18 protein-coding genes are annotated in these 22,529 nt (G+C 64.0%); 12 read left to right on the top strand and 6 right to left on the bottom strand.

All coding sequences use genetic code 11. The features are described 5' to 3' along the window. Positions 1-23 precede the first annotated feature (23 nt). From ACVCMJ_RS10745 to ACVCMJ_RS10765, 5 genes are all read left to right on the top strand, one after another. Complete coding sequence (locus ACVCMJ_RS10745; RefSeq protein WP_447081405.1) at positions 24-776, top strand: TSUP family transporter; 753 nt, start codon at positions 24-26, stop codon at positions 774-776. 181 nt (positions 777-957) lie between these two features. After that, complete coding sequence (locus tag ACVCMJ_RS10750) at positions 958-2,910, top strand: serine protein kinase (RefSeq protein WP_447081406.1); 1,953 nt, start codon at positions 958-960, stop codon at positions 2,908-2,910. Positions 2,911-2,929: 19 nt separating this feature from the next. Next, positions 2,930-4,144 (top strand): DUF444 family protein, encoded by a 1,215-nt coding sequence (locus tag ACVCMJ_RS10755; protein WP_447081407.1) that lies wholly within the window; start codon positions 2,930-2,932, stop codon positions 4,142-4,144. After that, positions 4,128-5,519 (top strand): SpoVR family protein, encoded by a 1,392-nt coding sequence (locus ACVCMJ_RS10760; RefSeq protein ID WP_447081408.1) that lies wholly within the window; start codon positions 4,128-4,130, stop codon positions 5,517-5,519. The genes ACVCMJ_RS10755 and ACVCMJ_RS10760 overlap by 17 nt, the downstream gene beginning before the upstream one ends. Positions 5,520-5,544: 25 nt before the next feature. Continuing rightward, complete coding sequence (locus tag ACVCMJ_RS10765; protein WP_447081409.1) at positions 5,545-6,417, top strand: aldo/keto reductase; 873 nt, start codon at positions 5,545-5,547, stop codon at positions 6,415-6,417. 85 nt (positions 6,418-6,502) lie between these two features. Here the strand turns inward: ACVCMJ_RS10765 and ACVCMJ_RS10770 are convergent, their stop codons facing one another. Genes ACVCMJ_RS10770 through xdhA form a run of 5 tightly spaced genes read right to left on the bottom strand, consistent with a single transcriptional unit; the run spans position 6,503 to position 14,349 of the window. After that, positions 6,503-7,999 carry an AMP nucleosidase gene (locus tag ACVCMJ_RS10770; protein ID WP_447081410.1) on the bottom strand — a complete coding sequence of 499 codons (1,497 nt, stop codon included), beginning with the start codon at positions 7,997-7,999 and terminating at the stop codon, positions 6,503-6,505. Between the two features lie 58 nt (positions 8,000-8,057). Then, positions 8,058-9,383, bottom strand: coding sequence for a guanine deaminase (gene guaD / locus ACVCMJ_RS10775; RefSeq protein WP_447081411.1), 1,326 nt, complete (start codon positions 9,381-9,383; stop codon positions 8,058-8,060). Between the two features lie 55 nt (positions 9,384-9,438). Next, positions 9,439-10,479, bottom strand: coding sequence for a xanthine dehydrogenase accessory protein XdhC (gene xdhC, locus ACVCMJ_RS10780; protein ID WP_447081412.1), 1,041 nt, complete (start codon positions 10,477-10,479; stop codon positions 9,439-9,441). Continuing rightward, entirely contained in the window at positions 10,479-12,854 is a 2,376-nt protein-coding gene (xdhB, locus tag ACVCMJ_RS10785) for a xanthine dehydrogenase molybdopterin binding subunit (RefSeq protein WP_447081413.1), read from the bottom strand. Before xdhB ends, xdhC begins: the two co-directional genes overlap by 1 nt. Before the next feature lie 10 nt (positions 12,855-12,864). Further along, positions 12,865-14,349, bottom strand: coding sequence for a xanthine dehydrogenase small subunit (xdhA, locus tag ACVCMJ_RS10790; protein WP_447082572.1), 1,485 nt, complete (start codon positions 14,347-14,349; stop codon positions 12,865-12,867). Positions 14,350-14,578: 229 nt separating this feature from the next. On the opposite strand from xdhA, the gene ACVCMJ_RS10795 reads away from it, so the two are divergent. Beyond that, positions 14,579-15,526, top strand: coding sequence for a LysR family transcriptional regulator (locus ACVCMJ_RS10795; RefSeq protein WP_447081414.1), 948 nt, complete (start codon positions 14,579-14,581; stop codon positions 15,524-15,526). Positions 15,527-15,548: 22 nt separating this feature from the next. Here ACVCMJ_RS10795 and ACVCMJ_RS10800 read toward each other — a convergent pair whose 3' ends face one another. Beyond that, positions 15,549-16,367, bottom strand: a complete 819-nt coding sequence (locus ACVCMJ_RS10800) for an IclR family transcriptional regulator (RefSeq protein WP_447081415.1) — start codon at positions 16,365-16,367, stop codon at positions 15,549-15,551. A gap of 343 nt (positions 16,368-16,710) precedes the next feature. On the opposite strand from ACVCMJ_RS10800, the gene ACVCMJ_RS10805 reads away from it, so the two are divergent. The 6 genes from ACVCMJ_RS10805 to ACVCMJ_RS10830 are packed head-to-tail and all read left to right on the top strand — an operon-like array spanning position 16,711 to position 22,519. Continuing rightward, complete coding sequence (locus tag ACVCMJ_RS10805; protein WP_447081416.1) at positions 16,711-18,009, top strand: ABC transporter substrate-binding protein; 1,299 nt, start codon at positions 16,711-16,713, stop codon at positions 18,007-18,009. A 59-nt stretch (positions 18,010-18,068) separates the two neighbouring features. Continuing rightward, positions 18,069-18,965 carry a branched-chain amino acid ABC transporter permease gene (locus ACVCMJ_RS10810; RefSeq protein ID WP_447081417.1) on the top strand — a complete coding sequence of 299 codons (897 nt, stop codon included), beginning with the start codon at positions 18,069-18,071 and terminating at the stop codon, positions 18,963-18,965. Then, on the top strand, positions 18,962-19,906 hold the full coding sequence (locus tag ACVCMJ_RS10815; RefSeq protein WP_447081418.1) for a branched-chain amino acid ABC transporter permease: 945 nt from the start codon (positions 18,962-18,964) through the stop codon (positions 19,904-19,906). The genes ACVCMJ_RS10810 and ACVCMJ_RS10815 overlap by 4 nt, the downstream gene beginning before the upstream one ends. Then, a complete protein-coding gene (locus tag ACVCMJ_RS10820) occupies positions 19,903-20,724 on the top strand; it encodes an ABC transporter ATP-binding protein (protein ID WP_447081419.1) in 822 nt (273 codons plus the stop codon). Before ACVCMJ_RS10815 ends, ACVCMJ_RS10820 begins: the two co-directional genes overlap by 4 nt. Continuing rightward, positions 20,717-21,367 carry an ABC transporter ATP-binding protein gene (locus ACVCMJ_RS10825; RefSeq protein WP_447081420.1) on the top strand — a complete coding sequence of 217 codons (651 nt, stop codon included), beginning with the start codon at positions 20,717-20,719 and terminating at the stop codon, positions 21,365-21,367. The genes ACVCMJ_RS10820 and ACVCMJ_RS10825 overlap by 8 nt, the downstream gene beginning before the upstream one ends. Positions 21,368-21,388: 21 nt before the next feature. Then, on the top strand, positions 21,389-22,519 hold the full coding sequence (locus tag ACVCMJ_RS10830) for an alcohol dehydrogenase catalytic domain-containing protein (protein ID WP_447081421.1): 1,131 nt from the start codon (positions 21,389-21,391) through the stop codon (positions 22,517-22,519). Positions 22,520-22,529: the final 10 nt, after the last annotated feature.

A 22,529-nucleotide genomic window follows, 5' to 3' on the forward strand; every position in this document is an offset into this window, starting at 1 on the left:
CTCCCGTCCGCCTTCATTCCGCCATGGAAATCACACTGGACACCGCTTTTCTGTTGTTTTTCGTCGCCTTGGCGGCCGGTACCATCGATGCCATCGCGGGCGGCGGCGGCCTCATCACCATCCCGGCGCTCCTGGCGGTGGGGCTGCCTCCGGGCGCGGCCATCGCCACCAACAAGGCCGGCGGCTTTGCCGGATCGGCCGCGGCCACGCTGCAGTTTCTGCGCAAGCGCCAGATAGACCTGAAGAAAAGCCGGTGGATGATCCTCGCCTCGTTTGCGGGTGCACTGGCGGGTGCATGGTCGCTCACCCGGATTGACAGCAACATTCTGAAGCAGCTCATTCCTGTCCTGCTGATCGGCTTCGCACTATATTTTCTCTTGTCCCCTCGAGTGGGGGCCCAGGACCGCACACAACGCATCCCGCATGCGCTGTACGCTGCCACGGTCGCCCCGCTGATCGGCTTCTACGACGCGTTTTTCGGTCCCGGAACCGGCACTTTTTTGGCGATATCGGCCGTCACCCTGCTGGGCATGAACCTCACCAAGGCGACCGGCCACGCCAAGCTGCTGAATCTTTCGAGCAATCTGGTGGCGGTTGTGTTCTACAGTCTGCACGGCAACATCATCTGGGCCTTCGGTCTGCCCATGCTGGCGGGCCAATGGATAGGCGGCACCCTCGGTGCACGCATCGCGGTAAATCGGGGCCATCGGCTGATTCGTGTTGTCATGGTCACCATGGCCATCATCGTCTCTGCAAAGATGATCTGGGAGGGCTGAAGTCGGCGGTTGCGCCCGGGCACAGCACATGCTCCAGGCCACGCAAAGTTCTGAACTTCGCGGCCGGACGGGTGTCCAACCACACGAAGTCAAACGTTTCCAGGTGGCATGCCTGCTGACACGGACTGACTCGCACATGACCGGTGTCCGCGGGCTGCCATCACACGATGGGAGGAGAGCCGTGGCCGACCACAACGAAGGGACGGGACGACCCCGTTCTGAATTCATCGAATCGCTGACAGAATATTCGCGCAAGCAGCAAGCCCAGCATTGGGAAGGCAGCTTCGGCGACTACCTGCGCGACATTGTCGCCAGCGATCCGCCGCGTGCCGCCAGATCCAGCCATCAGTACATCTGGGACATGATCTGCTGGCGCGGCATCGAGGCCGCAAAATCGGACGGCGCCGGGGCTCGGTACAAACTCTTTGAAGATGATCTGTTCGGTATCGACCAGGCACTGGAACGGGTGGCCAACTATTTCAAGGCCGCCAGCGAGGGTTCCGAAGTTGGCCGGCGCCTGCTGTTGCTGCTGGGCCCACCGTCCGGGGGCAAATCCAGTCTGGTGACGCTGCTCAAGCGCGGCCTGGAGGCCTACAGCCACACCGACGAAGGCGCCCTGTACGCGATACAGGAAAGCCCGATCCAGGAATCGCCTTTGCTGCTGATTCCGCGCGACAAACTGCCTGAATTCAGAAGCTCATACGGCGTCGAGATCAACGGCGAGCCGTCGCCCTTCACGCGAGCCCTGCTGGAGGAAAAGTACGGCGGCGACTTCACCCGCGTGCCGATCCGCCGCATTTTCATCAACGAAGCAGGGCGCACCGCGGTGGGGACTTATGCGCCACACGATCCCACCACGGCCGATATCGCGGACCTGGTGGGTTCGGTGGACCTTTCCAAGGTCGCCGAATACGGCGACGAAGGCGACCCGCGCGCATGGTCCTGGTCCGGGGCGGTCTATGCCGGCAACCGGGGCCTGCTGGAGATGATCGAAATTCTGAAGGTCAAGCGCGAGTTCCTGTACCTGCTGCTGACCCTCACCCAGGAACAGGTCGTCAAGGTATCCCGTTTCCCGCTCATCTACATCGACGAGACCATCGTTGCGCACACCAACATGGCGGAGTTCCGGCGGTTCCTGCAGGAAAAGGAGAACGAGGCCCTGCTGGACCGCATGGTCATCGTGCAGGTGCCTTACACCTTGTGCTACACCGACGAGGCGCGGATCTATCAGAAGCTGACCTCGACCACACCCTCGTTCCGGCAGGTGCACCTGGACCCGCACGCGCTTCGCGTGGCGGCCGTATTCGCCATTCTCACTCGCCTGAAACCCTCCGAACGCCAGGACCTGGATCTGAGCAAGAAGCTGCGCATCCATGCGCACGAAGCGGTGGAAGGCGTGTCGGACGCCGACGCCGAACGCATCATCCGCGAACAGCCCGACGAGGGCATGGACGGCGTTTCCCCCCGCTTCATCGTCAACGCGCTGGCCGGCGCCATCAGCCAGTCCGAAACGAAGAGCCTGACCACGATGGAAGTCATGCTGGCGCTCAAGGATGCGATCGAATCGGACGCCCGCATGAACCCCAAGGTCAAGAAGCAATGGACCGATTTCCTGGTGACCACGCGCAAGGAGTTCTACAACCGCTGGGTCAAGGAAGACGTGCACAAGGCCATGTTCGTGTCCTTCCAGACCGAGGCCCAGGAGCTGCTGGACAAATACCTGGATGAAGTCGAAGCGGTGCTCGAGAGCCGCAAGGTGAGCGATCCCATCACGGGCGAAGAGCGCGATGCCGACGAGCGTTTCCTGCGCAGTGTGGAGACCAAGATCGGAATTTCCGATTCCGGCAAAACGTCGTTCCGGCAGGAGATCGTGCGCAAGGCGCTGGGCAGTTACAAGCGCGGCGCCAAATTCACGCTGGCGGATCACGCGCGCCTGCGCGAGGCCATCGAGCAATACTTGTTCGAAGAACGGCGCGACGTACTGCGCCTGGTCGCCTCGACCACTCGGGCCGACACGGAGACGCTGGAAAAGATCTCCGCCGTCGAACAACGCCTGGTCAACGAGTATGGGTACGACGCGCACAGCGCGCACGAAGCGCTCAACTATGTGACCACGCTTCTGGCGCAGGAATAGACGCCGGACGAGACGCACCATGAACCGGTCCGATCCCCGGCAACCGTCCAACCTGGCGCAGGCGCACCACTGGTACGATCTGTTTTCGCGCGGAGCGCGGGACTGGCTCAGGCACAACTACAAAGTCCGCAGCGCCGTGCGCGAGCAGTTGCCGGAGATGATCGCCGGCTCGGACATCCTGAGCCGTCCCGCAGGCCGCACCGTGCGGATCCCGGTCCACTTCCTGGAACACTATCGCTTCCGGTTGAATCCGTCGGCCGAGCACTCGGGGGTGGGCCAGGGGGGCGGCCAGCCCAACGACGTCTACCGGCCCGGCCAGGCCGAGGGCGACCAAGGCGGTCAGGCCGGAGCGGGGGGCAACGGCGATGGCGAGCTGCGCTTCCTGCTGGAACTCAGAATCGAAGACATCGTCGACTGGATCTGGGAAGAACTGCATCTGCCGGATCTGAAGCCCCGTGTCAGCGATGCGCTGCGGGATGAAGACCTGGTGCGCGAGGGCTGGAGCCGGCACGGGCCGAATGCTCGCCTGGATCGGCGCCGGACGTTGAAAGAAGCGATCAAGCGGCGCCACGCCCAGGCCGAAGGCGCCACGCCGTTTTCCGATGAAGACCTGCGCTTTCGGCAACTGGCCCGGCGGCAGCGGCCGGCGACCGATGCCGTGGTGGCGCTGGTGCTGGATGTGTCCGGTTCGATGGATGAAGAGCGGCGCAAGCTGGCCAAATCCTTTTTCTTCTGGGCCATACAGGGTCTGCGCCGGCAATATGGCAACGCGCTGGAAATCCTCTTCATTGCGCACACCAGCGAAGCCTGGGAATTCACCGAAGAACAATTTTTCCAGGTCGCGGCCACCGGCGGCACGGCCGCTTCCAGCGCCTTCAAGCTGGTGCTGGACATCTTTGCCCAGCGCTACCCCGCCGGGCGCTACAACCATTACCTGTTTTATGCCTCGGATGGCGAAAACTTTGCCGACGACCAGGCGCTCGCCGAAAATCTGCTGTGCAAACTGGGGGACATCGTCAACTTCATGGGCTTCGTGGAAACACCACAGAATCCCCATGAATCGGGCCTCTCCGAAACCGGCCGCCTGTTTCGCGCACTGGAATCGCGCAATTACCCGGCGGGCACTTACACCATCCATGACCGCGGTGACGTCTGGGATGCCGTGCGCCGCTTCTTCCAGCTCCAGGCGCGGGCCGAGGCCGGCACGGAGGTCCGCCATGCAAGCCGAGAATGAATGGGGCCTGGAGCAACTCACCCGCCACATCCAGAAGATCGAGACGCTGGCCACCCGCAACGGACTGGACTTCCATCCGGTCGACTTCGAGCTAGTCCCCAATACCTTCATGATGGAAGTCGCCGTCTACGGCCTTCCGATCCGGATGCCGCACTGGTCATTCGGCGTGCGCTACATCCACCAGCAGGTACAGCACCGGATGGGGGGTTCGCATATCTTCGAGGTCGTGTTTCCGGGCAACCCGAACCGCGCCTACCTGGTCACCGACAACGGTCTGGCGCAAAACACGCTGGTCACGGCGCACGTGCTCGGGCACGCCGACTTTTCCAAAAACAATGCCCTGTTTGCGCGCATGCAGCAACAGGTGGGATACCACATCGTGACCGAAGCCGCGGAACGGGCCCGCAGCATCCAGGACGCCATTGAAGAGCACGGGCTACGGCGTGTGGAGATGGTGCTGGATGCAGCGCTGGCGCTGGAGCAGCACATCGATGTGGACCACCCGATCCACCGGCCCGATTACCCGCTGTACATCGAGCCTGTCCCGGGCCGCAAGGCCACTGGCTTCCGCGCCCGCTACGCCGGGCTGCCCGGCGAGGAGCCGCCGCCCGCGCCTCAGCGGCGCCGCGCGCCGATCCCGCCGCAGCCGGAGTCCGATCTGCTGTGGTTCACCGCCCGCTATGCGCCGGACATGGAGGGATGGGAACGGGACATTTTCCTGGCCGTTCGCGAGGAATCGTTCTATTTCTATCCGGTTTTCGCCTGCCAGATCATGAATGAAGGCTGGGCCAGCTACTGGCACGCGCGCCTGCTGCGCGAGGCCGACTTCCTGCCCAACGACCTGTACGTGGACGCCATCAAATCCCATTCCGACGTCATCCGGCCCTTTGCCACGGGCCGCGACATTGCGCTGGGCATCAACCCCTATCACATTGGATTTACCATGTGGGAACAGATCATCGAAAAGGAGGGCTTGGAGAGCGCCCTGCGCATCCGAGCGGAGGAGGACGACTGCAGCTTCATCCGCAATCACCTGGATGATGGCCTGGCGGAAAAGCTGCAGTTGCTCAGCTATCGCATCAGTGGCGACTCGAGGGCGGGGGCACGCGTCAGGATCGAGGACGCGGACATCGCCACGCTGAGGGAGCAACTGATCGCACCCAAGTTCAACTTCGGGGCGCCGCACGTACAGGCCGTCGGGCTGGGCAATGATGGCAGCCTGACGCTGCGCCACGACCACGCGACCGACGGCTGCGGATTGGACCTGGACCGCGCGCAAAAAGTGCTGGAATACATTGCCCTCGTGTGGCGCCGACCGATCACGCTGGAGACCGTGGACGGAAACGGCAACCCGAAAATACTGACCCACCCGTGAACCATTCATGACAGGAGCTTCGTTCATGACCCAAAACCCGAATGCAGCCGCTTCCGGCACCTTCAAGATCGGCGGCGACATTCCCATTCACCGCCTGGGGTACGGTGCCATGCGCCTTACCGGCCGCGGCATCTGGGACACGCCCCGAGACCTCGTCGCGGCGCGCGCCACACTGAAACGCCTGCCGGCGCTCGGCGTGAACTTCATCGACACGGCTGACAGCTACGGGCCGTTCGTGAGCGAAGACCTGATCCGCGAGGTGCTGCATCCGTACAGCGGCATGCTGATCGCCACCAAGGGCGGGCTGCTGCGCCACGGCCCGGACCAATGGGTGCCGCTGGCCAACCCGGACTATCTGCGTCAATGCGTGCTGATGAGCCTGAGGCGGCTGGCGGTGAAACGCATCGATCTGTGGCAACTGCACCGCATCGACCCGCACACGCCCCGCAAAGCGCAATTCCAGGTCATCGCCGACATGCGCCAGGAGGGCCTGATCCGCCACGTGGGCTTGAGCGAAGTGCAGATCGCCGACATCGAGGAGGCGCAGCATCACTTTCCGGTCTCGACGGTGCAGAACCAATACAACCTGGGCGACCGCAAGAGCGAGGCCGTACTGGACTACTGCACGCAGCACGGCATCGGCTTCATTCCCTGGTTCCCGCTCAATGCCGGGCAGCTGGCCAAGCCCGGGTCGAAGCTGGAGGAAGTCGCACAGCACCACGGTGTGACGCCAAGCGCCATCGCACTGGCCTGGCTGCTGAAGCGCTCGCCCGTGATGCTGCCCATCCCCGGTACCTGCAGCCCGGAACATCTGGCGCAGAACGTGGCGGCGGCTGGCGTCGAACTGAGCGAAGCGGAGTACGAGACGCTGGGGCGCCTGGCGGTGGCGCCCCACTGACGCCGCACTCCGGAAGAGACGGCACCGGCAACGATGGCAGGGCTTCGCGCGGGGCACGCGAGCCCCCTAGTGCAGTGCTCGGGGATTACTTGAAGGCCGTCTCGATGAAGCTGCGCAGCTTGCGAGAATGCAGGCGTTCGCTGGGCATGTCGCGCAAATGCTCCAGCGCACGGATCCCGATGTGCAAATGCTGGTTGACCTGGGTCCGATAAAAGTCGGTGGCCATGCCGGGCAGTTTCAGCTCGCCGTGCAACGGCTTGTCCGACACGCACAGGAGGGTGCCATATGGCACCCGGAAACGGAATCCGTTTGCCGCGATCGTGGCCGATTCCATATCCAGCGCAATGGCGCGCGACTGCGACAGGCGCTGGACCGGCTCCTGCTGGTCACGGAGTTCCCAGTTGCGGTTGTCGATGGTCGCGACCGTCCCGGTGCGCATGATGCGCTTCAGTTCCCACCCCGAGAGCCCCGCGACCTCGGCCACCGCGTCTTCCAGAGCGACCTGTACCTCGGCCAGCGGCGGCACCGGCACCCACAGCGGCAGGTCGTCATCCAGCACATGGTCCTGGCGCACATAGCCATGTGCCAGCACATAGTCGCCCAGCCGCTGCGTCGTGCGCAACCCCGCGCAATGCCCCAGCATCAGCCACGCCGACGGGCGCAGCACGGCCACGTGATCGGTGATCGTCTTGGCGTTGGATGGGCCGACGCCAATATTGATGAGCGTGATCCCGGTGTGGTTCGGCCGCTTCAGGTGATAGGACGGCATCTGCGGCATCGGGGGACGGCCCGATCGTTCGGGCTCCGCGCCGTCACGGCTGGTGACGTAATTGCCTGGTTCCACCAGCTCCGTATAACCGCTATCGCCCGAAAGCAGCGCCGAATGCGCCCATCGGACGAACTCATCCACATAGAACTGATAGTTCGTGAACAGCACGAAGTCCTGGAAGTGTTCGGGCGACGTCGCCGTGTAATGCTGCAGCCGCTGCAGCGAATAATCGACGCGCGGCGCGGTGAACGGTGCCAGCGGCCGGGGCTGGTTCGGACGCCCATGCCAGGTGCCATTCACGATCGCATCATCGGTGACCGCCAGGTCCGGCACGTCGAAATGGTCGCGCAGCGTGTGTCCCGGGACTTCCGAGTATTCACCCTCTACGTACTCGTCTTCCGGAAAGGCAAAATGCAGCGGGATCGGCAGATCGGACTCACCGATCTCCACGGGGACATGGTGGTTGCGCAGCAACAGCCGGACCTGCTCGCGCAGATACCCATGGAATAGCGCCGGACGCGTCACGGTGGTCAGGTACAGGCCGGGTTCCACCAGGTGGCCGTACGAGAGGCGGCTATCCACATCGGGATAGGTGTGGATACGGATGCGGATGGCCGGATAACACGCGCGAATCCGCTGCCCCAGCGGCAGACTGCCGGCACTGTATTCGCGGAAGGCCTCGCGGATGAATGCCGTGTTGCGCTGATAGATTTCCAGCAGCCGGTCGACCGCCGCATCGGCGTCGTCATAGCTGGAAAAAGGAATCAGCGCCGGCAGCCTGGTGGGGCGCGTGGCATCAAAGAACTTGTCCATGCGGCGGATTATGGCAGGTCTAGGTGACAGCGGTGTGACAATCCCCGATACGCCCGCCCTACTGACGGCGATGCACTTCCCGGCCGGCGGCGTAAGTGGCGGCGATCGCGCGGTCATCGCCCAGCATCGCCAGCGCGAACAACAGCTCTTCGAGCGATCCCGCTGCGGCGCTGCGCCTCGCCAGCAAGGGCGTGGCCCTGGGATCCAGCACGATGAAGTCCGCCTCCGCGCCCGGTGCCAGCGTTCCCACCTGACCATCCAGCCGCAGGTCGCGAGCGGCACCCTGCGTCGCCTGCCAGAACATGCGCCGTGCCGTCAGATAATGGCCCGACAGGCGCGCGACCTTGTGTGCCTCGTTCATCGTCAGCAGCATGGAAAAAGACGAGCCGCCCCCCACGTCCGTCGCCAGCGTCACCGGCATCCCAAAATCCCGGGCGGCCGCAAAATCGAACAGCCCGCTGCCGAGAAACTGGTTCGAAGTTGGACAATGCGCCGCCACGGCACCGGAATCGCGCATGCGGCGCCGGTCGTCGTCATCCAGCCAGACACAGTGTCCGTACACGGCGCGCGGACGCAGCAACCCATACTGGTCATAAATGTCCAGATAGCTGCGGTGACCCGGATAGAGCGCCATGGCCCACTTCACCTCGTCCCGGTTCTCGGCCACGTGCGTCTGGACGAACACGTCCGGGTACTGCTGCGCCAGCTCGCCGCACAACGCCAATTGCTTCGGCGTGGAAGTGGGCGCGAAGCGCGGGGTCAGCGCGTACATCTGGCGCCCGATGCCATGCCAGCGATTCAGCAGCGCCTCGCTGTCGCGCGCCCCGGACTGCGCCGTGTCGCGCAGGTATTCCGGGCAGTTGCGGTCCATCATGACCTTGCCGGCGACCATGCGGAGATTGCGCGCATCGCTTTCCTCGAAGAATGCCTGCGCCGATCCCGGGTGAACCGTACAGTACACCAGCGCCGTCGTGGTGCCGCAACGCAGCAGCTCGTCCAGGAAGAAGCGCGCCACACCCCGTGCATAGTCCGGATCCTCGAAGCGCGCCTCGGTCGGAAAGGTGTACCGCTCCAGCCATGGCAACAGGCCGGGCGCCGGCGATGCAATCATGTCCGTCTGCGGATAGTGAATGTGGGTGTCGATGAAGCCCGGCGTGATCAGATGGCCGCGCCAGTCGTGGATTTCCGTTCCTGGTTCCAGCTCGGACACCAGGCGGTCATAATCGCCACACTGTTCAATGCGGCCGTCGCGCACCACCAGCAGCCCGTCCGACACCCATTCGCAGGCGTCGTCCTCCGCTTTCGGCGTGTCCCGAAAATACAGCAACTGCGCCCGGTAGGCCTGAACGCCAGGCACGGCTTGGGTGTTCGACGTCGAGGTCATGAATGTCTCCAGGAATGATGATCGCATGCGGCAAAACGGCCCGCATCCGGCTTTTTCAGGTAATGACCGACGCAGGATGTGGCAGGCAGCGCGCGACGGCGCTTCGCGCACGCCGGGTCCTGAGCTGCATGAGCTGGGCGGCAACCGCCACGGCGATGATGGCGGGCTGCTTGCCTTCGATGCCGGGATCACCGATCGGGCAGATGACCTGCGCGTAGCGCTCGGGCGGAATGCCCTTGGCCGCGAACCGCTGCTGGAACCGGCGCCATTTGGTGCGCGACCCGATCAGGCCGAAATATGCTACATCGTCACGCCGCATGAGCTGCTCGCACAGGCGCTGATCGAGCATGTGATCGTGAGTCATGATGACAAAGCAGCTCTGCGGCGGCGCCTCGTCGATCACGGCTTCCGGCGTATCGGTAGCCTCGATGATCACATTGGGCGCCACCCGGTCCGGAAACAGTTCCTCTCGCGCATCCACCCAGGTCACCCGGCACGGCAGCGTCCCCAGGATGCCGACCAGGGCCTGTCCCACATGCCCCGCGCCGAACACCACGATGTTCAGGCCGTCCGGCTGCACGGGCTCCGTGAAAACGGGGCAGCCGCGGAAATCGGCAACGTCCAGCAGGCGGCTCGCCTGAAAACGGTTGGCAGGGTGAGAGGCGGCCCCCGCGTCCCGCAGCTTCACCCACGGCGCCACGCCCGGGCCGCCCAGCCCCACTTCCCGCTCAAAGGATTCGAGGTGCGCCAGGCGATTCCGGGCCGCTTCCAGCCAGACCCGGTCGGACTCGCGCAGACGCTCGAACAGCAGATGCACCAGTCCGCCACAGCACTGGCCCAGCGCGGCCGCCAGGGGCATTTCCTCGAGCCAGCGGTCGGGCCTGTCGGCCGGAGCCGCCAGCCAGTCCCGCGCGCTTCGTACCGCCTGCCACTCCAGATTGCCGCCGCCCACGGTCAGCCATTGGCGATCAGCCGCCACCAGCATCTTGGCGCCTGCTTCGCGCGGCGCGGAACCCCGCACCGACGCGACGCTGATCAGCACCACCGGCTGGTGTCGATCCAGACACCAGAGCGCCTGGTCAATCCATTCGCCCATTACGCAGCGCTGCGTTGCCGCAGGCCCTCGACCGCGTTCAGAATGGCTTCAGGCGTGGCGGGCGCGCGCAGGTCCGGCGACTGCCGGCCGTCGCCGACCGCCGCAATGGCGTCGTTGATGGCGTTGAAGACGCTGATCCCGTGCACCAGGGGCGGTTCGCCCACCGCCTTGGAATGATGCACCGAGTCCTGATGGTTGCGCGTCTTGAACAACCGGACGCGGAAGTCGCGCGGACAATCGCTGATCGCCGGGATCTTGTAGGTCGATGGCGCATGCGTCATAAGACGGCCGTCGTCGCGCCAGACCAGTTCCTCGGACGTCAGCCACCCGGCTCCCTGAATATAGCCGCCCTCGATCTGGCCAATGTCGATGGCCGGGTTGATCGACGCACCCACGTCATGCAGGATGTCGGCGCGCAGCAGCTTCCATTCACCGGTCAACGTGTCGACCACGACCTCGGACGCCGCCCAGCCGAAGGCATAATAATAGAAAGGATGGCCGTGGCTGGTGGCCTTGTCCCAACTGATGTCCGGCGTCTTGTAGAAACCGTCGGACCAGAGCTGCACGCGATCCCAGTAGGCCTGCTCGACCAGCTGCGCAAATGGCAGGGTCTTGCCGTTGACGCTGACCTGACGCCAGGCAAACACCACGTCTTCAGCCTTGCCACCGTACTTGCGCGCGGCGAATTCCGCGAGCCGCCCGCGCAGCGTGAGCGCCGCGTCCTCGGCCGCCTTGCCATTCAAGTCCGAACCCGTGGAGGCCGCCGTGGCCGAGGTGTTGATGACCTTGTAGGTGTCGGTGGCCGTCAGGCGCACGCACTCCAGATCCAGGCCCAGCGTGTTGGCCACGATCTGCGCGACCTTGGTGTTCAGCCCCTGTCCCATCTCGATGCCGCCATGATTCACCAGCACCGAGCCGTCGCGGTAGATATGCACGAGCGCACCCGCCTGATTGAAGGCCGGCACATTGAACGAGATCCCGAATTTCACCGGCGTCATGGCCAGGCCTTTTTTCAGGATGGGACTATGGGCGTTGAAATCGCGCACCGCCTCGCGGCGCGCACGGTAGTCGGAACTGACTTCCAGTTCGCTCATGATGGGCTCGAGCAGGTTGCCTTCGACGACCTCGCCGTACGGCGTGACGTTGCGCGAGTCCGTGCCATACAGATTGATGCGGCGCACGTCCAGCGGATCCTTGCCCAACTGACGCGCCACCCGGTCGATCAGGACTTCGGTGATGAGTGCGCCCTGCGGAGCGCCGAAACCGCGAAAAGCCGTGGCCGACTGGGTATTGACCTTGCCGCACATCGTGTGGATGTCGGCCGCCGGTATGTAATAGGCGTTGTCGAAGTGCGCCAGCGCCCGGCTGGCCACGGCCTCGGACAGATCGGCCGAAAATCCGGAGTGCAGCGTCATGTCCAGCTTCACGCCCAGGATACGGCCGTCGTCGTCGAACCCCACGTCGTATTCATAGTAGAAGCCATGGCGCTTGCCGGTGATCATCATGTCGTCGTCGCGATCGGCGCGCAGTTTGACCGGCCGACGCAGCCGATGCGCACAAACCGACGCGACGCAGGCAAAGAGCGCGGACTGCGATTCCTTCCCGCCAAACCCCCCGCCCAAACGCCGGCACTCGACTTCGACCTGGTGGCGCTGCCAGCCCAGGGCGTGCGAGACCGCATGCTGCATCTCGGTGGGGTGCTGGGTGGAACACTGCACCAGCATGCCTTCTTTTTCGCGCGGAATGGCGTAGGCGATCTGCCCCTCGAGGTAAAACTGCTCCTGACCACCGCAGGAAAATGTCCCCCGCAACCGGACCGGCGCGCCGTCCAGCGCCTGCTGCACGTCGCCCTGGATCAGGCGCAGCTCATCCGTGGTGCCCGAGCGGGCGTGCTTCGCCTGCTCAGGCGTCAGCAGGAACGGCAGCGGCTCATATTCGACTTTACCCAGGCGCGAAGCCCGGCGGGCTTCACCCGTTGAACGGGCGACCACGACGAACAGCGGTTGACCGACATACTGGACCAGACCGTCGGCCAGGATGGGATCGTCCGCAATCACGGGCCCGCAGTCGTTGACTCCCGGGATGTCCGTGGCCGTCAGGACGGCAATCACGCCGGGCGCCTTGCGCACCGCGTCCAGGTCCATGCCCTTGACTCGGGCGTGCGGCTTGTCCGACAGTCCCAGGGCCGCATAGACCGTATTGCGCAACTCGGGGATGTCGTCCGTATAGACAGCTTCCCCGCTGACGTGCAGCGCCGCGGACTCGTGCGGGCTGGCCGCGCCCGCCGCCGGCTCGCCCACCACGGGGCGGGGAATACGATCGTTGCCGACCGCCAGCCGGTCCAGTTCGACCGGAATATTGACGCGCATGTTCATGGTGGCCTCCTCAGGCGATATCAGCCAGCACGGCTACATTGACCTGATGCGTCGCCAGCGGCGCCCCAGGGGCGGTTTCCAGGTAAAAGCGGTAAAGCAGATTGCGCGAAGCCAGCAGCCGGTAGTCACTGGTGGCGCGCATGTCCGACAGCGGCTCGAAGTCCCGTTTCACGGCGTCCATGGCGGTGCGCACGTGGGATTCGTCCCACGGCTGACCCTGCAGCGCCGCCTCGACCGCACGCGCGCGGCTGGGCGTGGCGGCCACGCCGCCAAAGCCGGTGCGCAGGGACTGCACGCGGCCGTGCTCGTCCAGCACCAGTGCAAAGGCCGCGCAGACCGCCGAAATGTCCTGATCGAAGCGCTTGGAAAGCTTGTACGCGCGGAACTGCCGACCCGCGATCTCGACCGGCACCCGCAAGCCCTGAACGAATTCGCCAGGTTTGGCGGCGTTCTTCTGGTAGGCCAGATAGAAATCTTCCAAGGGCATCTCGCGCACCCGCTCGCCCTGGCGCAACACGATGCGGGCACCCAGCGCGATCAGCGCCGGCATGGAATCGCCAATGGGCGAACCGTTGGCGACATTGCCGCCCATCGTGCCTGCATTGCGGATCGGCATGGAGGCGAAGCGCTGCCGCAGCTCGGCCAGTTCCGGCACGAAGCCGATGAGGGCGTCATAGGCCTCGTTCAACGAAGCGCCTGCACCGATGTAGAGCTCGTCGCCTTCCGGGTGGATGTCGCGCAGCTCGCCGACCTGGCCGATGTAAATCAGATGCGGCAGGTCGCGGTACTGCTTGGTGACCCACAGCCCCACATCCGTGCTGCCGGCCAGGATCCGGGCATCCGGATAGTCCAGTCGCAGCTTCGCCAGTTGCGCAAGCGTGCGCGGCGCATGGAAAGTATGGCCGTCATAGGCATATTCAAAGGTATCGTCGCGCTGCAGCCTGGCCAGCACCTTCGCCAGCGCGTCGCGATCAAACGGCACACGCGGATAGGCGTACATTTCCGAAGCTGCCCGCACGATGGGCTGATAGCCTGTGCAGCGGCACAGATTGCCCGACAGGCAATCGTCCACCTCGATGCGCGTCGGCGCGGCACCCTGGGGTTCGTGCGCCAGATACAGGCCCCACAGGGACATGACAAAACCGGGGGTACAGAACCCGCACTGCGAGCCATGGCAATCGACCATGGCCTGCTGCACCGGATGCAGCGCGCCGTCCGGCTGGCGCAGATCCTCGACGGTGTATAACGCCTTGCCGTCCAGCGTCGGCAGGAACTGGATGCAGCTATTGACGGCGCGCAGCGCCACCCCGCCGTGGCCATCGGGCTCGGCCACCACGACCGTACAGGCGCCGCAGTCGCCTTCGGCGCATCCCTCCTTGGTGCCCATGCAGCCAAGGTCTTCACGCAGATATTGCAGCACCGTGCGGGTGGTCGGCTGATCCGAGACCTCGTGGACCTCGCCACGATAATGAAACCGGATGGTGCTTGTCTCCATATCAGTACCTTTCATGCTGGCGCGGGCGCAAGGCGCACCCGTCTTTATGCCGTCAAGATAGCACCGGGCGGTTGGCACGGGCATTCATGGAAAATGATGGTGGTCATCATGCAATGACCGGGCCAGGTACCGACCGGAGGCTTCGCCAGCCTTCCAGATCCGCCGCCGACCATGGACGGCTCGCGGCGAGCCGGGAATAATAGACCGAATGCAAAGAGCCCGCGAACCCATGGACACCCACCTCCTGCGTATCCTGCAGATCCTGCTCACCGAGCAGAGCGTCTCGCGCGCAGCCATCAAGCTGGGGTTGTCCCAACCGGCGCTGAGCAATTCGTTGCGGCGCCTGCGGGAAATCACCGGCGATCCCATTCTGGTGCGCAGCAAGACAGGCATGGTGCCCACCGAACGGGGAGTGGAACTGCTGTCCCACGCCAACGATGCCCTGAGTGCGATCGAACGCATCACCCAACTGCCTGGCGCCTTCGAGCCGACGACCTCGGCACGGGAGTTCCATCTGGGGGCACCGGATTATCTGGACGCCATGTTCCTGCCGAACATCGCCGAAATCGTGCGGCGCGAAGCACCTCATGCAAAATTCATCGTACACCCGATCAATGCGGATTACGACTATGTCGGGGGCCTGGAAAACGGCGGCCTGGACGTGGTGATCGGCAACTGGCTGGAGCCTCCGCTGCAGATGCACATGGCGCGCCTCTTCGACGACGAAGTCGTCTGTATGGTGGGCAGCCAGAACCCAGTTGCGAGCCGCCCGCTGAGCCTGAAGCAATACCTGGACCTGCCGCACCTGGCGCCGTTCCCCTATGTGTCGGAGCGCCAGAGCTTCATCGACGGATACCTGGCGTCCCAGGGACTGCATCGCAACATCCAGATGACCATCCCGTACTTTGGCCAGGTGGCCGGCATGTTGCTGCGCACCGACCTGATCTTCACCACCGGCCGGCAATTCGCACAGCACTACGCGCGCTATTTGCCCATCACCATTCTGCCTTCGCCGTTCCCGTTTCCTCCCATGCGCTTCTACCTGCTATGGCACCGACGCTGTCACGGCTCACCGGAGGTGGCATGGCTGCGCCAGTGCATTGCCAAGGTCGCTGCCATGCTGCAGGCCAGCCTGACGGCCGGCGCGGCGCCGGCACCCGATCCGATTCACCCATAGGCACCGCCCGCTCGGTTGGCCGCTAACTGATGTTCGATTTGTGGTGCCACGCGCCGCGGCCGGTGGTGAGCCCGCCCAGGCGTTCCGACAGGCGGTCGGCCAGCTTGCGCATGGCCATACCCGCCCGCTTTTCGAGATCGACGTCCACTTCGTTGGCCAGGATGCTGACGGCGACCCCCGCAACCGCTTCCGGGTTGTGGGAGTCGAACACCGGGGCACCAAAGCAGTACATCCCCTCGCGCACGCCTTCCCGGTCGATCGAATAGCCGCGGTGCCGAACCGCGCTCAATTCCACCATGAGCGACTCGAAGTCGCGCAGGCCCTTCATCGTGAACGGTGTGGGCCACGGCAGGTCGGGCCCGGCGAAAAGCCGGCTCACGCTCTGGTCCGGCAGCGTGCTCAGCATGGCAAGCCCCGTCGCCGTGTAGACGGCGGGAATCCGCATGCCGGTCTTGAACGTGTAGCCTAGCGGCCGGCTGCCATTGCGGCAGGCGATGTAGACGACCTCCTGTCCGTCGCGCACGGACAAGGTGATGGTCTCCTCCGGCAAGACCCGCATTTCGTCCCAGGAGGCAAAAAATTCCTGGGTAATGTTGATCCGGGCCAGGAACGCATTCGACCACATCACCACATGCGGCCCGAGGGTCATCTGGCCGCTTTCGAGGCGCGTCAGCAGGTTCAGGTGCTCCAGCGTCGCACACAACCCGTGGATGCTGCTCTTCGGTAGCTGAAGGGCGCGGGTCAGGTCCGCCAGGGACTGCGGGGACCCTGAGCGGGCAATGAGATCGAGGATGGCCGTAGCCCTGGCTACAGCCGGTGCGGAAAGCTTGTCTGCCGTCAAAAGAACCCCCTTGCTGAACGCCTATGACCGCCGAAACCGGCCCGCCGATAGGGTATGCCTAAGGGATAACCCTCTGTGGTAACAGATTGACCCTTACCCATACATTTCATAAGATGTACGCCGTTCATTATACGCAACGGCGTTCATTATATTGAACGATTGACCGAGACTGCAATCGTCCATGCGAACCGCCGAAGCGCCAGGACATCCCGCTTGCGCTCCAAGGATTCCACTCAAAGAGTCCCGAGTACCGGGCACCAGCCCGCGCGGGACAGTAGCCCGGAACAGCCCCTGCAAACAGGGGCTGTTCCGGGCAGGTCAAGGAAGCCAAAAGGAGAGCTCCATGAAATTCGGTTTGAACAGCTTGACGCGCAAAACGGCGCTGTGCGCCGCCATTGGCGCACTATCGGTAGGCGTGGCGGGCAACGTTGCCGCAGCGGAAAAACCCATCAGGATCGGCGTGGTGACATTCCTGTCCGGTTCCGCAGCCGGCACCTTCGGCATTCCGGCTCGCAACGGAGCGGAGCTGATTGCCGACCAGATCAACGCCGGCACCACCCCAGCGCCCTACAACACCAAGGGCTTCGGCGGCACCCCCATCGAACTGAAGATCATCGATGAAGCGGGCGGTTCGACCAAGGCGGTGACTGAATACCGCAATCTGGTCGGCCAGCAAGGCGTGGACATGGTGGTTGGCTACATCTCCAGCGGCGATTGCCTCGCGGTGGCGCCCGTGGCCGAAGAGCTCAAGAAGCTCACGGTACTGTTCGACTGCGGCACACCGCGCATCTTCGAGGACAATTCCTATCACTACGTCTTCCGCACCGGTGCCATGGGAACCATGGACAACGTCAGTGCCGCCTTGTATTTGAAGGCGCGCGGCATCAAGGTCAGCAACTACGCCGGCATCAACCAGAACTACGCCTACGGGCAGGACAACTGGGCGGATTTCAAGGCCTCGATGACCCAGTTGTATCCGCATGCCAAGGTCGCCACGACCCAGTTCCCGAAACTGGGTGCCGGTCAGTACGGAGCCGAAATCTCCACACTGCTGTCGAGCAAGGCCGACGTGGTGATGTCCAGCTTCTGGGGCGGCGACACCGATGCATTGATCCTGCAGGGAGCCGCACGCGGCCTGTTCAAGAAGAGCAAGGTCATTCTCACGGCGGGGGAAACCGCCGTGCAGAAACTGGGTGCACAGATTCCCGACGGCACCATCATTGGCGCCCGGGGCCCGTTCGACATGCTGGCACCGGAATCCGAAATGAACACCTGGTTCCGCAAGACGTTCGAAGACCGCTATTCGATTCCCCCCAGCTATCCCGCGTACAAGATCACGCAGGCCATCCTGGGCGTGAAAACCGCCTATGAAAAGGCCAAGGCCGCCAACAATGGCCAGACGCCCACACAGGACCAGATCATCGCTGCGTTCGAGCACCTGACCTGGACCGGCCCCGGCGGCGAAGTGACCCTGGGTCTGGGCAAGGGCCACCAAGCCGTCCAGGGAACAGCCGTGGGCACCGTCAAGCATGAAAACGGCAAGCTCAAGGTGGTCGACATCGTGCGCTTCCCGGCCGACAAGGTGACACCGCCCGATGGCGTCAAGAGCACGGAATGGATCAATAACGGCTTCAAGAAATAAGGAATCAGTGCCCGGGTGACAGGCTTTTTCGGCCTGTCGCCCTCCACCGAGGTTTTGTTATGAATCAGATTCCTGCTGTGCTGGCGGATGGGATCATCTACGCTTCCTGGCTCTTCCTGATTGCCGCGGGCCTGACGCTGATCTACGGCGTCATGAAGATCCTGAACATGGCTCATGGCAGTCTTTACGCGCTGGGCGCCTATGCCGCCGCATCCCTGGGGGGCGTCTGGCTCGCCCACGGCTATTCGCCATACGGCAGCTACGCCATTCTCATCGTGGCAGCCGTCGTCGCGGGGCTCGCGGCCGGCCTCGTCATCGAACGCGGTCTGTTGCGCTTCATGTATGGCCGCGACGAAGTCACCCTGCTGCTGGCCACTTACGCGCTGCTGCTCATCCTGGAAGACCTCATCAAGCTGGCGTGGGGCGTGGATCCGTACTTCTTCGCCGAACCCTACGGCCTGCTGGGTACGCTGGAATTCGGCAATCTCATCTACCCCACTTACGATCTCCTGCTGCTGGCGGTCGCGCTCTTGATTGGCGGCGCCATGAGCTGGGTGCTCAAACGCACGCGCTCCGGCAAGCTCCTGCGCGTGGTGATACACGACAGGGAAGTCAGCGTTGCCATGGGGATCAACGTGGGGCGCTTTTACCTGACGACCTTCACGGTGGGCGCCATCCTGGCGGCGATCGGCGGCGCCATCACGGCCCCCATGATTTCAGTCGTCCCCGGCATGGGCGTGGAGGTCATCGTGCTGGCCTTTGCGGTCGTCGTCATCGGGGGACTGGGCAGCCTGCCCGGTGCTGCCCTGGGGGCGCTCATCGTGGGGATCACCCGGGCCGCCGCCGTCCACTATCTTCCCGAGGCCGAACTTTTCAGCGTCTATCTCGTGATGGCCATCGTCCTCATCTTCCGGCCCAAAGGCCTTTTCGCGGGTGCCGAGGTGCGCAAGATATGATGTACTCCTCTAAAAACTACGGCCTCTTTGCCGTGCTGGCCATCGCCATCATCGCCTTCGGTGCCGTCTTCGGCAGTTGGCAATTCCTGCTCACGCTGGCGCTCGCCAAAGGGCTGGTTGTCCTGGGCCTGCTGCTGTTGCTGCGCACCGGGCTGGTCTCGTTCGGTCAAGCCCTGTTCTACTGCCTGGGCGCCTATACCGCGGGGGTCCTGAGCGAATTTCTGGGTGTCGACGACGTCCTGCTGCAAATCATCCTGGGAATCGCGGTCGCGGTTGCCGTCGCCGCAGTCCTGGGCCTGCTCATGGCACGCTATCGCAACATCTTCTTCGCCATGCTGAGCCTGGCCTTCTCGATGGTGCTGTACGGCGGCCTGGTCAAGACAACGACGCTGGGCAGCACCGACGGGGTCAACGTCAAACCCGCCGCGCTCTTCGGCCACCCGCTGGCCGACAGCCACGGCCAGCTCGGCCTGCTGATCCTGGTGTGCGTCTTGGCATTCCTGGCCGTCTGCGGCATGTACCGCTATTTCCACACCCCGCTGGGACGCCTTTCCACGGCGATCCGCGATAACGAAATCCGCGTCGAATACATGGGTGCCGACGTGTACTGGTCGGTTTACGTCAAATATCTCATCGCCGCCGCCCTGGCGGGTGCGGGCGGCGCAATCGCGGCCGTCGTCGTGGGCCATGTGGACCCCGAAATGTCCTATTGGGCGACTTCAGGCGAATTCCTGTTCGTCGCGATCCTGGCAGGCACGGGGAGCGTGATCGCGCCTTTTCTCGGCGCCATCCTGTTCGAAGCGGTACGCAGCCTCGCCACCCAATACACACCGGAGATCTGGCAGCTCATGCTGGGAGCCGTGATGCTGGCGATCATCGTTTTCCTGCCAGGCGGTTTGTGGTCCCTGTTCCAACACCGGCAAGCGAAGGCACTCAAATGACCGCCATTATCGAAGCAGCCGGCCTGCGCAAACAATTCGGCGCCGTCACAGCGGCCGACGACATCACGGTCAGCATCGCCCCCCACACGGTGGTAGGGCTGATCGGTACCAACGGGGCCGGCAAGACCACCTTCATCAACATGATCACGGGATATCTGAAGCCCGACTCCGGCCGCATCCTGTATGACGGGCGCGACATCACATCGCTGAGCCCCCGCGAAGTCACACGGATCGGCATCTGTCGCTCGTTCCAGATTCCCCAATTGTTCGACAGCCTGACGGTCCGCGAGAATCTGGGGATAGGACTCGGCATCGTCCTGCGCAACAGCCGCCGATCCATGCTGGCACGCACGCCGCACCGCGTCCCGGGGTTCGAGAGCGGGCTTTGGGAGGCCGCTGACCAGGTGCTCGAGCAATTCGGGCTCGCAGCGCACCGCGACACGAAGGCCAGCACCCTGCCCGAGGGACTGCGCAAACTGCTGGATATCGCCATGGCCATGGTGGCCAGCCCCAAGGTCCTGTTTCTCGACGAACCCACCAGCGGGGTCAGCGCGGAAGAGAAATTCGACATCATGGACCGGGTGATGGAAGTCGTGCGGTCCCGGAATGTCACGGTGCTGTTCGTGGAACACGACATGGACATCGTCCAGCGTTACTCTGAACGGGTGCTGGCCTTCTATTCAGGACGCGTCCTGGCTGACGGCGCGGCCCAGGCGGTGCTGACGGACGCGGAAGTCTTGACGCACGTCATCGGCGGCCCGGCAGCCCTCGCGGAAAAAGCTGCCGGCGCCCACAGGAGTGAGGCCCAACATGCTTGAAATCCATGATCTCGACGTATCGATCGGACCTGTCGGCATTTTGCGCCAGATTGCCTTGAAGCTCGCCCCGCAAGAAATGGCGGGCCTGATCGGGCGCAACGGCGCGGGCAAGACCACACTGATGCGCAGCATCATGGGGCTGCTTCCCGCGCGGCGCGGTCAGATTCTGTTCGACGGCAAGCCGCTCACTACCGCGCCCGCCTGGACTCGGGCACGCCTGGGCATAGGCTACATGCCGGAAGACCGGCGCCTCGTGCCGGAACTCTCGGTACAAGAGAACATTTGTGTCCCCTCGTGGGCCATGAAGCGCGCGGACACCCAGGAGCGTTGGGAGGAAGTCTGCCGCATGATCCCGGAAGTCCGGGAATTCGCCCCCCGCAAGGCCCAGCAACTCTCCGGCGGACAGCAAAAGCTGGTGGCGATCGGCCGCGCGCTGATGTGCGGCTCACGACTGCTGCTGCTCGACGAGCCCTTCGAGGGCGTGGCGCCGGCACTGGCCCGCCGGATCGCGGAGGTGATTGCCAATCTCAAGAGCGGCGGCCTGTCGATCATCATCGCCGAATCCGACCTGCGGCACTCCGCGGAGTTGCTCGACACCGTATTCAACATTGAACGTGGCGCCATCTCGAACGGACGCCCATGATCCAGAACGGAAGGAGTTATCTTGAAAACACGCATTGCTTTACTGCGAGAAATGGGATTGCCGGCTCCGTATCAGCAAAGCCGACCGATTCACATTGAAGAGGCCGAATTGGCGCCTCCGGGCTTCGGCGAGGTCCTGATCAAGGTCAAGGTTGCCGGCCTGTGCCACTCCGACCTGTCGGTCATCAACGGCAGCCGCCCGCGCGTCATGCCGATGGCGCTGGGCCATGAATCATCCAGCGAAGTCGTCGAGGTCGGCCCGGGAGTGGACCAGCTTCGGCCTGGAGACCATGTGGTCACGGTGTTCGTGCCCAGCTGTGGCCACTGCAACCCCTGCATGTCGGGACGCCCCGCGCTGTGCGAGCCGGGGGCTGCCGCCAACACCAACGGTGTGCTGCTCGGCGGAGAGCGCCGCCTGCACATGGGCAAAGAGGAAATCAATCACCACCTGGGCGTATCGTGCTTTTCCGACTACGCCGTCGTGTCGCAACGTTCCTGCGTGAAGATCGAAGCGGAGCTGTCGCACCAGGAGGCTTCGCTCTTCGGCTGTGCGGTGCTGACTGGCGCGGGCGCCGTCATCAACCGCTCGGGCATCAGGGCCGGTAATTCCATCGCCATCGTGGGCCTGGGAGGCGTGGGTCTGAGCGGGCTCATGGCGGCCGTCGCCGCCGGCGCCCAGCGCATCGTGGGCGTGGAACTGGATCCCGGCAAACGGGAACTGGCGCGGACCCTGGGCGCCACGCACGTCATCGATCCCCGGACCATCAAGTCCGACCAGGAACTGCTGGATGCCGCGGGCGGTCCCGTCGACATTGGCTACGACGCGGCGGGGGCGGTACCCGCGTTCGAAGCGGCCTACAAGCTGACCTGCAGGGGCGGGGTCACAATGACCACAGGACTCCCGCACCCGAAGCATATGTTCAGTCTGCCGATCTCGCAGTTGGTCGGACAGGAGCGGGACATCCGCGGCAGCTACCTGGGGTCCGGGGTTCCCGCCATCGCGATCAACCATTATGTGTCGCTATACAAGGCGGGCAAGCTGCCCGTGGACAAATTGCTGGGCAAATCCTTCAAACTCGAAGAGGTCAACGAAGGCTTCGACCACCTTGCCTCGGGTTCCGGGCTGCGGGATAGCATCACGCTCGATTCATAACAGGGGTACG

The sequence above is a fragment of the Castellaniella sp. UC4447_H14 genome, assembly GCF_052978285.1.